This window comes from Corallococcus sp. CA054B (assembly GCF_003611625.1).
Classification (GTDB): domain Bacteria; phylum Myxococcota; class Myxococcia; order Myxococcales; family Myxococcaceae; genus Corallococcus; species Corallococcus coralloides.
On the sequence record NZ_RAVY01000128.1, the window covers coordinates 1 to 13,064 of the forward strand.

The 13,064-nt window shown below is 69.8% G+C and carries 8 protein-coding genes; 5 read left to right on the forward strand and 3 right to left on the reverse strand.

All coding sequences use genetic code 11. The features are described from left to right. The first annotated feature begins 360 nt into the window (after positions 1-360). From D7V80_RS26855 to D7V80_RS26875, 5 genes are all read left to right on the forward strand, one after another. Positions 361-1,188 (forward strand): hypothetical protein, encoded by an 828-nt coding sequence (locus tag D7V80_RS26855; RefSeq protein WP_120590871.1) that lies wholly within the window; start codon positions 361-363, stop codon positions 1,186-1,188. A gap of 4 nt (positions 1,189-1,192) precedes the next feature. Beyond that, entirely contained in the window at positions 1,193-2,005 is an 813-nt protein-coding gene (locus D7V80_RS26860; protein ID WP_120590872.1) for a TIGR02452 family protein, read from the forward strand. A 57-nt stretch (positions 2,006-2,062) separates the two neighbouring features. Continuing rightward, positions 2,063-4,333: a carboxypeptidase-like regulatory domain-containing protein gene (locus D7V80_RS26865; protein WP_233585741.1), complete on the forward strand. Its 2,271-nt coding sequence runs from the start codon at positions 2,063-2,065 to the stop codon at positions 4,331-4,333. 61 nt (positions 4,334-4,394) lie between these two features. After that, entirely contained in the window at positions 4,395-6,698 is a 2,304-nt protein-coding gene (locus tag D7V80_RS26870; protein ID WP_233585743.1) for a carboxypeptidase-like regulatory domain-containing protein, read from the forward strand. A gap of 28 nt (positions 6,699-6,726) precedes the next feature. Beyond that, positions 6,727-9,006, forward strand: coding sequence for a carboxypeptidase-like regulatory domain-containing protein (locus tag D7V80_RS26875; RefSeq protein WP_233585745.1), 2,280 nt, complete (start codon positions 6,727-6,729; stop codon positions 9,004-9,006). Positions 9,007-9,014: 8 nt separating this feature from the next. On the opposite strand, the gene D7V80_RS26880 is transcribed toward D7V80_RS26875, so the two are convergent. The 3 genes from D7V80_RS26880 to D7V80_RS26890 all read right to left on the reverse strand — a co-directional run bounded on the left by D7V80_RS26880 (position 9,015) and on the right by D7V80_RS26890 (position 12,899). After that, complete coding sequence (locus tag D7V80_RS26880) at positions 9,015-10,475, reverse strand: ATP-binding protein (RefSeq protein ID WP_120590875.1); 1,461 nt, start codon at positions 10,473-10,475, stop codon at positions 9,015-9,017. A gap of 203 nt (positions 10,476-10,678) precedes the next feature. Continuing rightward, on the reverse strand, positions 10,679-11,932 hold the full coding sequence (locus tag D7V80_RS26885; protein ID WP_120590876.1) for a hypothetical protein: 1,254 nt from the start codon (positions 11,930-11,932) through the stop codon (positions 10,679-10,681). Between the two features lie 163 nt (positions 11,933-12,095). Next, on the reverse strand, positions 12,096-12,899 hold the full coding sequence (locus D7V80_RS26890) for a GNAT family N-acetyltransferase (RefSeq protein ID WP_120590877.1): 804 nt from the start codon (positions 12,897-12,899) through the stop codon (positions 12,096-12,098). Positions 12,900-13,064: the final 165 nt, after the last annotated feature.

Consider the following 13,064-nt stretch of genomic DNA (forward strand, 5'->3'; position numbering starts at 1 on the left):
GCAGGTCCACTTGTTGGGCGACACCGTGACCTCCGTGCCCTCCTGTCGCCCGTGGGGGTGACGCCCGTGCCGCTGGCGCCTCACATGGAAAGCAGTACGGGCCGGAACGGCAACGCGCACCTGCCGGGCAGGGTGGTGCGCCGCTAGTGAGCACTTGTGATCGCGCCGCGCGCGCATCCATCCACGGACGACATCCGCATGGCCCCACGGGGCCGGCCGTCATCGCCTGCTCGCTTGCCGCTGGCACCGGGGTCTGCCGGGCCCCATTCCAAGGAGGACGGGGGGGCGTGTTAGGACGGAGACACGTCCCGTCCCCGCGGCTGGAGCGCGAGGGCGCGACGCCTCTTCCTGGAAGGACTCATGCGTTCGACTTCGGCACTGGCGTTGATGATGGCTTCTCTCGCGGTGGGCGCGCTGTCGGCTTGCGGCGATGACGACAAGAAGGACAACACCCCGGACTCGGGCACGGACGCCGGCACGAACACCGACGCCGGCACGAGCACGGGCAACGGCCAGTGCCCCGCCTCCGCCATCATCTGTGAGGACTTCGAAGACGGGGAGACCGGCTGGAAGCAGCCGGACGAGGACCATCACGCCACCATCGCCGTCGACAGCACGCGCCCCCGCTCCGGCAAGGCCTCGGTGCACGTGAAGACGGACCCGGGCTACAACGAGGACACGGGGCAGGGGGACCAACAGGCCATCGCGCATCTGCGCAGGGACATCCCGGCGTTCGGCACGAAGCTCTACACGCGCGCGTACGTGTACCTGAACCGGGCCTCGCCCGAGGGCGTGATGGGGACGTACTTCATCCTCTTCTCCCCGAAGGACAACGACTTCGGCGGCATCGAGCTCCAGGGAATGCACAGCGGCGCCTTCGCGCTGGATGACTGGAGCGGCATCAAGGGCACGGGCTGGAACCACCAGGAGGGCACGGAGGTCACGGTGTCGCCCAACAAGTGGACCTGCATCGAGTGGGGCGTGGAGCGTGCCAACAGCTCCGCCACCACGGGCCACGCGCTGGTGTGGGTGGATGGGAAGCTGGCCTTCGACTTCCCGAACGTGGGCATCCGGCCGTTCACCAACTTCGGGGTGGGCTACGGCTTCGTGCACCCCAAGGGCGACTCCGAGTCGGAGACGTGGATCGACGACCTCGCGGTGGCGCCCGAGCGCATCGGCTGCGAGTGACGCCATGTCGCTGACCCGCGTCGCGGACGAGACCCTTCACATCCTGGAGCAGGGCACGTACGTGCCGCTGTCCGGGCGGGAGGTGTCCATTCGCGACGCGGTGTCGCGCGCGGTCGAGGGCACCGTGCTGGTGCGCCCCGGTGACTTCGAACACCTCACGCGGCCCGCGCCGGTGCCGGGCTTCACCATCGAGGTGACGCCGGAGAAGACGGGCGACGCCGCGCGCCGGCTGGTGGAGCAGGAGGGCGAGGAGCGGGTGCTCGCGCTCAACTTCGCGTCGGCGGTGAACCCGGGCGGCGGCTTCCTCACGGGCGCGAAGGCGCAGGAAGAGGACCTGGCGCGGTGCTCGGCGCTGTACCCGTGCCTGCTGAAGTGGCCGGAGTACTACGACGTGAACCGCAAGCTGCGCTCGCCGCTGTACACGGACCACTTCATCTATTCGCCGGACGTGCCGTTCTTCCGCAACGAGCACTACGACCTCCTGGAGCGTCCCTTCGCCGTGTCGCTGCTGACGGCGCCCGCGCCCAACGCGAGGGAGCTGCCCGCGAAGGATCCGGAGGTCGCGCAGAAGCTGCGTGAGGTGCTGGCCGCGAGGGCACTCAAGGTGTTGCAGGTGGCGGCGCACCACGGGCACCGCACGATCATCCTGGGGGCCTGGGGCTGCGGCGCGTTCCGCAACAACCCGCACGACGCGGCGGAGGCCTTCGCGAGAGGGCTGTCCACGATGGCGGGCGCGTTCAGCCGCGTGGTGTTCGCGGTGTACGAGCGCGGCGGGAAGGGGCCGAACCTGAGCACCTTCCGCGAGCGCTTCGGCTGAGGGCCTGTCTGGCGTTCACGCGTGCCTGCTAATCTATGGGGCATGCGATGGAGCTGGGTGGGGCTCTTGGCCGTGGTGCTCGCGTGCGCTGGCACGCCGCGTCCGGTGGTGGATACGCCTGGACCGGCGGAGGATGTGGCGTGGATGTTCCGGGTCGTGGATCCGGACGGGCATCCCGTGGCCGGTGCGCGGGTGAGCGTCTGGCGCGCGGATCATCCGCCAACATACAACGTACGGTCGGGCACGACGGACGCACAGGGCACGGGCCACCATCTCCTGAAGCCGGGTTGGTATGCCGCGGAGGTCCAGGCGCGTGGCTTCGTGACGGCATTCCGCACGGACATCCGGCTCGCGCCGGAATCCAAGCCGGCGCTCGACGTGTCCCTGACACGCTCTGCGTCACTCTCCGGGCGTGTGGTGGATGTGGAGGGGAAGCCCGTGCCGGACGTCCGGCTCCGGTTCGCTTCCTCCAACGTCGCCGCGCCCTTCGTGGAAGCCACCAGTGATGCGCAGGGCCAGTTCCACTTCGAGGGCGCGGCCGCGGGCGAGGGCCTGCTCTACGTCGACAAGTGGGAGTGGAGCCCGCAGCGGTTGAAGATGCTCACGCCCCAGCCCGAGCTCACCGTCGTGATGGGGCGGCTGTCGTCCCTGCTCGTGCGGGTGGTGGACCCCGAAGGCCACCTGCTCCCGATGGCCAGGAGCTACGTCACCCCGCTGGATGGCCGGTTGGGCGTGGCGTACGAGTTCAAGCGAACGCCTGACGGACTGCTCCACCAACAACTCCCGGCGCAGCGCTACAGCGTGACAGGCCACTACAATCCGACTCCCGGCTGCTGGTGGGGGCGCAGCGTGGACGTCGACGTCCTCCCCGGGCAGCAGGCCGAAGTCACCGTGAGCTTCGAGGGCGTCGCCACCACGAGCCCCTGGACGGGACGCGCGGTGACCCCCGATGGGCAGCCGCTGGCGGGCCTGTCGCTGTTTGCGACGTCGAACCCGTCTCCAGCGGGCATGCGCACCGGCGGCTTTTGCGAGACCACCACCGGACCCGACGGGCGCTTCGAGTGGATGCAGGCGCTCGCCTGGCCCTACACGCTCAAGATCCGAACACGGGACTCTCGCGAGCAGGTGGGCGAGGCGGAGCAAGCGCCTTCCGACATGAAGGATGGACCCGTGGTGTTCCACTCGCCTGGAGCGCTGGTGGGACGCGTCCTCGGCCCTGACGGGAAGCCGCTGACCCGGTTCGACGTCGACTGGACCTCCAATGCCAACCCTGAAGGCCACTTCTTCCGGCGGTTGGATGCATCTCGCGCCTATTCGCTGATCGCCAGTGCTCCGAACCTGGCCCCGACGCGCGTGCGTGTCGAAGGCCGCGCACACGAGGTGCGGACGGTCCCGGACATCACGCTCGACGCCGGGCACTCCGTGGTGGGCCGGGTGTTCCAGGAGGATGGCCGCACACCCGTGCCCGAGGCGGGAGTCGAGCTGGTGGACCCCGCCGATGTGGACATCCGGCGCTCGCCCTCTCCCTATGAGCTTCCCGCCGACATGGCTGGCCGCTTCAAGTTCGACCATGTGCCCCGGCGGCGGCAATACCTTCGGGTGAATGACAAGAGGGCCGGAACCCTCCTGTATGAGCTGGGGCCTCGCGAGGATCGGGTGGACCTCACGCTGAAACCCGACGGAGCGCTCGTAGGCTTCGTGACGGATGGCGCGCGGGTTCCGCTCGCGGGCGTGAAGGTGCGGGTGCGTTGCGAGGCCGGGCTCGATGCCCGTACCGAGACTGACGAAGCGGGCCACTACGTGCTCCGCGTTCCCGCGGACCGGGAGTGCTTCGTGCACGTCTCCGAGGAAGATCTCCGGGATGCGCCCTGGCCCAGGCCGCCGCCGCTCGTCTTCGCGCCCCAGGCTGTCTCGCTCTCACCGCGCGAGCGCGAGCGCAGGGATTTCGTGCCCCGAAGCACGGGCGCCTCGCTTCGGGTCGGCTTCCCCGAGCCACGCGAACGACTGGAGTCGTTCCTTGTCCCTGGCGACGCGCGCATGCCGAAGAACTTCGCGGAGTTGATGGCGCTTCAGCGGTCCGCCTTCAGCAACGACCCGCCCGCGTTTTCGTGGCGCTCGAATGATCCGGACCTGCCTGGATATCAATTCCTGCAGAAGAACTTCGCCTTCAGCCATCTGCCAAGGAAGCGCTACACGCTCTTCGTCGTCGAACCCCAGGACACCGCGTTCGCGGTCCTGCGCGTGCCGGTGGACTTGACCCACGAGGAGACGAAGTCCCTCCCGCTCCGCTTCCCCCTGGAGAGTGGAGGGACGATGCTTGTCGATTGATGCCAATGCCGCCGCCTCCACGACAGCCCCTGCTAACCTGTGGGGCATGCGATGGAGCTGGGTGGGGCTCTTGGCCGTGGTGCTCGCGTGCGCGGATGCGCCGCGTCCGGTGCAAACGAAGCCCCGCTGGCCGGTGGAGGCGGTGGCGTTCACCGTCCGCACGGTGGATCCGGCGGGGCAGCCCGTGTCCGGCGTGAAGCTGGTGGCACGCCGCGCGGACGAGGGGAGCCTCATCTCCCGGTCCGGTACTTCCGACGCGACCGGGACGGTGCGGCTTCGGGTGATGCCGGGCTGGTATGTCGTCCAGGCGGAGGCGCCGGGGTTCGTGCGCACGCTCCACACGGACGCGCGGATTCCTCCGGGTGAGGAGGTCCGACTCGAGCTGACGCTGGCGCGTGCGGCGCCGTTCGCGGGGCGCGTGGTGGATCTGGAGGGACGGCCTGTCGCGGGGGCGCAACTCCGGCTCACTCCGTCCGCGGATGAGGAAGCAGCGCTGCATACCGAAAGCGATGAGGACGGACGCTTCCGCTTCGACAACGTGCCCGCGGGAGCCGTGAAGCTTCTCGCGGAGAAGGAGGAATGGAGCCCCACGCGGCTGAAGCTCGCGGCGCCACAGCCGGAGTTGACGGTGGTGATGGGCGGACTCAGCTCGCTGCGGGTCCAGGTGCGCGGGCCCGATGGACAGCCATTGTCTGGAGGGCCTTTCTCCATCTCGTCCATGGATGACTTCGTGTCCATGGATGACATGAGCCCCGACGAGCTGTCCCCGGAGGAGGCGCAAGATGCCACCGTCTTCCCGCAGCTTCCCGCAGGGCGCTACCTCATCTCCGGCAGGTACACTCCCGTGCCCGGCTGTGAGTGGACTCGCGGCATCGTGGTCCAGGTGCTTCCAGGCCAGCAGGCGGAAGCGACGGTGAGCTTCGAAGGCCTTCATGACGCTGGACCCTGGCGAGGGCGGGCCGTGGATGCCAACGGCAAGGCGCTTGACCACGGGACAGTGGTTGCCTGGGGGGCGGATGAAGAGCCGCATGGGCTGGGCTTGAGCGGCCGGTGCACGGGCGCCGTGGGGCAGGACGGCTCCTTCGCCATTCCGCACGTCTTCAAGGCTCCGCGCGCCCTGACAATGGACGCCCCCGAAGGGGCCCGGGGCTGGGAGGCGAGAGGTCCTCTTCCCGCGGGAACGGGTGAAGCGGTGGTGTTCCGCAGGGTCTCTGGAAGCCTGAAGGGCCGTGTCGTGCGTCCGGATGGACAGCCCGTGGGCTTCTTCGAAGTCAACGGACGCTCCCCGAACAATCCGCGGGGCGAGTACGTGCGATACGTGGACTTGACCCACACCTATCAGTGGGTCATCGACGTGTGGGGATTCGCCCCTGCGCTCGTGCGCGCGCAAGGGCGAGAAGGAGAAGTGCTCCAGGTCCCGGACGTCGTCCTCGAGGAGGGCCGCACCGTCCAGGGCCGTGTCTTCGCGAGTAACGGCCGCTCGGGCGTGCCCCATCAGGAGGTCGAGCTCATGGAGGAGTTCGACCTGGACGGCCATGGACGCCCTCGCTCGCGGTGGGCGATGACCGACGCCGAGGGCCGCTTCGAGCTCAAGCATGTGCCAGGCCGGCGCCAGTTCCTGCGCGTCGCTTCGAAGGAACACGGGACCGTGCTCCATGCGCTCGAACCCGATGAGACGGCGGTGCGGTTGCGGCTCGTTCCCAACGCGGAGCTGCACGGATTCGTGACGGATGGAGCGCAGGTTCCGCTGGCGGGGGTGAGCCTGGAGGTCCGCTGCGAAGGTGGGTTCAAGATGAGCGCCAGCAGCGACGGGTCGGGCCACTACGCCATGAACATCCCGGCAGACCGCGAGTGCTTCGTGCATCCCGAAGGGAGCCCCCTGAACCTCCGGCCGCCTCGGCCGCCCCAGCCGCCTCCGGTGTTCTTCTCCTCGACGCGGCTGCGTGTTCCGTCCGGCTCACGGCAGTCGTCGGATTTCGAGCCCCGTCAGGGGCCCGCGTCGCTGGAGGTGAGTGTCGAGGCATCTCGCGAGTTCGTCACCGCGTTCGTGCTTCCGGGAGACGTTGCATGGCCTCGCTCGCCCGAGGCGCTGGATGCCCTGATGCGGGCGGGTTTCGGATCCGACCCGATGCCGAACACCTGGGAGTCGGAGAACGGGAGCGAGTCCTTCGTTCCCCACTTTCTGTTGGGGGCGGACTTCCGCTTCAGTCGTCTTCCCCTGGGGCACTACACGGTCTTCATCCGGGACGAGATGGACGGAGCGGACGCGATCCTGCGAATCCCCGTGGAGCTGACCAGGACCGGCGTGCACGTCATCCAGTCCGCGCGTCCCGCTCGCGGAGGCGGAAGGCCATACACGCGCTGACGTGAGTCCATCGCGTATGCTTCGCGCCATGCGATGGAGCTGGGTGGGGCTCGTTGCCGTGGTGCTCGCTTGCGCGGGCACGCGTCCGGAATTGGAAACGCCCGGGCCGGCGCAGGACATGACGTGGATGTTCCGGATCGTGGACCCGGAGGGACAACCTGTATCCGGCGCGCGGGTGAACGTCTGGCGCGCGGATCTGTCGCAAGACAGCGCGCTGCCCGGCATGACGGACGCGCAGGGGACCGGACGCGTTGCGCTGAAGCCGGGCCGGTATGTCGCGGAGGTCCAGGCACGGGGCTTCGTGACGGCCTTCCACACGGACATCCGGATCGCGCCGGAATCGAAGCCGCGGATGGAGCTGTCCCTGGCGCGCACGGTGCCCCTCCCCGGTCGCGTGGTGGATACGGAGGGAAAGCCTCTGAACAGCGTCTGGCTCCGGTTTGTCTCTTCCACCGTCGCCACCCCGCTCGTGCAGACCTCCAGTGACACGCAGGGCCGGTTCACTTTCGAGGGCGTGGCCGCTGGCGAGGGCCTGCTCTATGCCAGCAAGGCGGATTGGAGCTGGCGCCGGTTGAAGGTCGTCACTCCCCAGCCCGAGATCACCATCGTGATGGGCCTACGCTCGTCATTGCTCGTGCGGGTGGTCGATACCCAGGGACGCGTGGTCCAGAACACCCGGAGTTCCGTGGAGCCCATCGACCGGCGGGCCGGCTTCTCGTACGTGTCCGAGCAAACGCCTGAGGGAACGCGCCACCTGCGGCTGCCGGCGCAGCGCTATCGCGTGTCGGCCAGCTACGCTCCTTCCGCCGGGTGTCACTGGGACCGCACCGTGGACGTCGACGTCCCTCCCGGACAGCAGGCGGAAGTCACGGTGAGCTTCGAAGGCATCGCCAGTGCGGGTCCGTGGACGGGCAGGGCGGTGACTGCCGATGGGAAACCCCTGGCCGGCATGCAGCTGCGGGCCACGGCGCTCGAGTCTCCGGAAGGCAGGGACCTCATGGACAGGTGCAGGACGAGGACCGGTCCGGACGGATACTTCGAGTTGAGCCATCCCCTGGCTCGCCCCCACAAGCTCGAACTCGTGTCCATGGATGGGCTCCACCAGAAGGTGGGCGTCGCGGAACAAGCGCCTTCCGGCCCCAATGGCGGGCCCGTGGTGTTTCAGTCTCCAGGCACGCTGCTGGGTCGCGTCCTCCAACCGGATGGGCAGCCCCTGAAGGAGTTCTCCCTCCAGGGGTATCCGGTGGCCCATCACGAAGGCCGCTTCGCCTGGACCCCGGACGCCTCGCGTCCCTCCGCCCTGTTCATCGGGGCGCAGGGCATGGCCCCGTTCCGCCTGCGGGTCGAAGCTCGCGCGAACGAGGAGCGGACGCTCCCTGACATCACGCTCGATCCCGGGCACACCGTCGTGGGCCAGGTGCTCCACGAAGATGGGCAGACAGGGGTTCCCAATGCCCGCGTCGACTGGGTGGACCCCGCCGACCTGGAGGGGCCGCGCGACGAGCACGGCTTCATGCATGAAGCGGACAAGGCGGGCCGCTTCCACCTCAAACACCTGCCCCTTCGCCCCCTGTTCCTCCGCGTGAACGAGGAGCAGGGCGGAACGGCCTTGTACGAAGTCGGCGCTCACGAGGACTCGGTGGAGCTGCGGCTGACCGCTGACGGGGAACTCCAGGGGGTCGTGACGGATGGGGCGCGCGTTCCGCTCGCGGGCGTGACGGTCCGGGCGCGTTGCGAGGCCGGGCTCGATACCCGCACCACGACGGATGACGCCGGCCACTACGTGCTGCGCGTTCCAGGGGACCGCGAGTGCTTCGTGCACGTTTCGGATGAGCCGCTCCGGGATGCTTCGTGGCCCCGGCCCGCGCCGCGGGTCTTCTCACCCCAGCCCGTCTCGCTCTCGCCACACGAGCGCGAACGCAGGGACTTCGTCCCGAGGAGCGCAGGGGGCGCGCTCCAGGTCCACTTCCCGGAGCCACGTGAACGGCTGGAGACCTTCCTCGTTCCCGGCCATGTGGACATGCCGAAGACGTACGCAGCCCTGCGGATCCTCCAGCGCTCCGCGTTCACCAGCGATCCCGCCGCGAGGAAGTGGCCGCCAGAGGATCCAGATGTGCCGGGGCCCTACCACTGGCGCGTGGACTTCGACTTCAGCCACCTGCCGCCCGGCCGCTACACCTTCTTCGCCGTCGATGGCTGGTTCGGACCGTCGGTCCTGCGCGTGCCCGTGGACGTGAAGCAGGGCGAGGCGAAGTCCCTCCGGCTCGGCTTTCCCGCCGACAGCGGGGGAACGCCGCTCGTGCCCTGAACCTGCGCCTACGCCCCGTCCACCGGCAGCGTCACCACGAACGCGGCACCACCGCCGGGCGCGTCCTCCACCCAGACGCGTCCGCCGTGCGCTTCCAGGATCTGCTGCACGATGTAGAGCCCCAGTCCCAGGCCTCCCGTGCGCGCGGAGCCCTGCACCTGGGCAAAGCGCTGGAAGATGCGCTCGCGCTCGGCGACGGGGACTCCCGGGCCGCCGTCCCGCACGGTCAGCCGTAGCTGCCCGTCCTGACGGCGCAGCGCCACCTGCACCGGAGTGCCCTGGCCGTATCTCAGCGCATTGGAGATCAGGTTGCTCACCACCTGCTCCATCCGGATCCGGTCGAACCGGCACGGCGCGGGCCCCTCCATGCGCGCGTCCAGCTCCACCCCAGCCTGCTTCGCCTCGTCTCCGAAGCGCGCCGCCAGGTCTTGCACCAGCGGCGCCAGGTCTCCGCTCGCCAGCTCGAAGTCCAGCTTGCCCGTGCGGATGCGGCTCACGTCCAGCAGGTTGTCCAACAGCGACGTCAGCCGCTTGAGCTGCCGGTCCGCCGCGTCCAGCCGCACCGAGACCTTCTCCGAGCCCACGGGCTCCTGGCCCTTCGACTCGGACATGCGGCGCAGCAGGTCGACTTGAAGGCGCAGCGACGTGAGCGGCGTGCGCAGCTCGTGGCTCGCCACCGACAGGAAGTCGTCGCGCGTGCGCACCGCCTCCTGTAGCGCCTCCTCCGTCTCCTTCAGCGCGGTGATGTCCAGGATGGCCCCGCGCACCACCATCACCTTGCCGTTCGCGTCGCGGATGACGCGCGACCGGCTGATCAGCCAGTGCCAGGTGTTGTCCGGCCAGTGCGTGCGGAAGGTGGAGGAGTACGACAGCACGTCGTTGTGGAAGATGGCCAGCACCTGCGCTTCCACCGCCGGCCGGTCATCCGGATGCAGCGACGCCAGGAACCGCTCGTGCGTCCACTCCGCCAACGGCTGCGGGTAGCCGTAGAGCCGGTCATGCCCCTCCGAGCGGAACACCTGCCCGGTGACGAGGTTCGTCTCCCAGACCGCCATCTGCGCGGACTCCAGCGCCACCTGGAAGCGCTCGCCCAGCTGGCGGAAGCGCTCCTCGGTGCGCGCGACCTCCGTCTCCGCGCGCTGACGGCGGGTGATGTCCGTGGCCAGCACCCACGTCTCGCCGCCCACCGGCCGCACGGCCAGCTCCAGCCAGACGCCCGACGGCAGCTCCGACAGGAAGCGCGCCGGCTCGCGCGTGGAGAGCGCGTCCAGGAGCCGCTCGTGCAACGTCGTGCCGGCGAGCATCGGCTGCGCCGCCCACGGCGTCATTCCCTGGCAGGTGCCATAGGGCAGGCCCAGCAGCGACGCGGCGCGGTGGTTGAGCTCATGGATGGTTCCCTGCGCGTCGAGCGCCAGGAACGCCTCGGACATCATCTCCCGCAGGACCTGCAAGCGGGTCTGCGCGGACATGCTGGCCTCGTCGGCCGGAACCGGGGGCTGATTCGCGTCTCGCGGCGCGCGCGCGGCAGCCGGGCCCGGTGAGGACGCATCGTCCTTGGGCGCCTGGCGAACGGGTTCGAACGGACCACCGGGGAGGGGACTCATCGGGTTTGCACGCTCCCGCACGGCCCCCGCGCCCGTCAAGCGAGCGCACGGGGCGTCCGGGCCGTCTGTCAGCCCAGCGGATCCGTGAGGGGTTCAGGCATGACCCACAGCTCCGTGGGCCGCGCGTAGGCCTGGTCGAACGCGAAGAGGATTCCGTTCCACCGGTCCCAGAAGTCCGCCCAGCTGTACTCGGACGGAGGGGAGGTGAGCGGGTTTCCGTCGCGGTCCGGCTGGGCATACGCATAGTCCGCATAGGTCCAGCGCACGGTGCCGAAGTCCGTCATCAGCAAGGGCGTCAGGATCTGGAGCACGGCCGCGCGAGACACCTCGTCGGTGGGCGAGCCCGCGGGCGTGAAGACGGCCTGGGCCTGGTCATGCTGTTCGCGCCACGCGACGAAGTTGGTGCCCATGGCGACGAGCGCGTCACGGCGCGCGGGCGTGGGCGCGAGCCGGGCGTCCTCGTAGAGCGCGAACGCGGCGATGAGCAGGCTCTTCCACTGCATGCCAGGGAAGAGCAGGTCCATGCGGGTGGGGCGCGGCGAGTCCTCCGCGTGCGCGACGGCGTAGGCATACGCCTGCTGGGCCTCCGCGTTGCTGGCGCCCGCCAGGGTGAACTCGGTGAGCACGCGCGCGGGCGTGATGGGCCCGGTGGCGCCAGCGCGCCAGTCCAGGTACAGGCGCGCCGAACCGCCGATGTCGTTGAAGATGGCGAGGTTGCCTTCGTGGAGCGTGCGCTCCAGCGTGATGACGATGGCCTCCGCCCTGTCGAGCGGCGTCGCGCCCGGGGCGCTCCAGTACAGCGAGCCCATGCGCGACGCGGTGGCCAGCAGGGTGCGCATGTCCGTGAGCGCCCCGACGTTGAGCGCGCTCGTCATCACGCTGAGCGCCGTGGCCGCGTCCACCGTCAGGCCCTGCGCGATGAGCTGGAGGGACAGGTCCTGGAGCCGCAGGCGCAGCGCGCCGCTCAGTCCCAGCCGGTCCAACGCGCCCGTCAGCGACGCTGAGGGCTGGAGCCGCGCGGCGTTGATGAAGTGCCGCGCGAGCGCCGCGCCGTACATGCCCTTGCCGCCGGCCTGGGACGCGTGCGGCGCGAAGGTGAACCAGTTGGGGCGCGCGCTGCTGGTGCCACCGGGTTGCAGCGTGGGGTCGATGATGCCGCCCAGCTCATACGCGATGCCGATATAGCCCAGCGTGATGGTGCGGTTGTCCTCCAGCGGCGTGGGCGCGGACTGCGCCTGGGCGGAGGCGGAGGCCAGGACGAGGAGCGCGCCGAGGAGCGCGGCGGTGGAGCGGCGCACGTCGGTGCGAAAGGGATTCGCCAAGGTGGGAGTCCAGGGTTGGGGGGCTGGCCGCCCAAGCTAGACAGCGGGGGCCCAGGTCCAAACCCCAGCCCCCGCGGTGGGATTCATGCGGCGTTGAGTGGACGACCCTTGGGACGCCCTCGCGCGGGGTTGACGCGCGAGGTCAGCGCTCAACTCCCGGAATTCATGCTCCCTTGGGAGGCGCGAAGTACGAGACGAACGGCGCCACGTCCCGGTAGCCCATGCGGCGGTAGACGGGCGCGCCGGCCTCCGTGGCATGCAGCACCGTGCGCTCCAGCCCCCACGCGTGCTTCGCCTCCTCCAGCGCGCGCCGGAGCACCGTCTCCGCGGCGCTCTTGCGGCGGTGCTCCGCGAGCGTCGCCACCAGCGCGATGTAGACGATGCCGTCCACGCGCAGCGCCACCGTGCTCGTCGACGGCGCGCCGTCGTGGCAGCCGACGAAGGCCCGGCTCTCGGGGCCGAAGATGCCGGGGGCGGCCAGGGCTTCACGCCCCAGCTCCTGGGGTGTGTCGTAGCTGGCGGCGTTCACGTCCGCGACGGCGTTGTAGCCCCAGGTGTCGCGCACCGGCCGCAGGTCGAGCGGCGGCAGGGGCCGCACCGGCTCCAGCAGCCGGTCCGCCACCATGCCCGTCGTGGCCATCCCCGGCTTGAGCCCCCGCGAGGCGAGCAGGGCGTCCGCCTGCTCCCTCAGCCCCGGCGCCAGCCACTCCGGCGTCAGCGTGAAGGCCCACCCGTGCGGTCCCTGCGCGAAGTAGCTCGCGGCCGAGTCCACCGCGCGCATCAGCTCCGCCTCCGTCTCCGCCGGCCGGTTGAGGAACGCCATGTTCATCAGCGACCACGTGACATGGCCCGCGGTGATGAACACGTCCGCGCGCTCCACGACCTCGCCACGGGGCAGGCCGAGCGTCATGAGCCTCCAGGCTCCACGGAACTGCGCATGCGACTCGTCGATCTCGGCTCGCGACATGAGGGTTCTCCAGAAGGGTCCAGGAAGTCGGATTCTCCGCATTAGGAGCGGCTCACGTCTACGTGCGCGAGGGGAGGGGCCCTGCTAAAGCGAGGGCGCAACCCGGGTGCGAGGAGTGGGTCGCGATGACTCCCATGGAAGGCCAGTCCTGGCAGACAACCTGCC

Coding starts and splice junctions, on each gene's coding strand:
- D7V80_RS26860 (WP_120590872.1), top strand. CDS start 1,193: ATGTCGCTGACCCGCGTCGCGGACGAGACCCTTCACATCCTGGAGCAG.
- D7V80_RS26875 (WP_233585745.1), top strand. CDS start 6,727: ATGCGATGGAGCTGGGTGGGGCTCGTTGCCGTGGTGCTCGCTTGCGCG.
- D7V80_RS26855 (WP_120590871.1), top strand. CDS start 361: ATGCGTTCGACTTCGGCACTGGCGTTGATGATGGCTTCTCTCGCGGTG.
- D7V80_RS26890 (WP_120590877.1), bottom strand. CDS start 12,899: ATGTCGCGAGCCGAGATCGACGAGTCGCATGCGCAGTTCCGTGGAGCC.
- D7V80_RS26880 (WP_120590875.1), bottom strand. CDS start 10,475: ATGTCCGCGCAGACCCGCTTGCAGGTCCTGCGGGAGATGATGTCCGAG.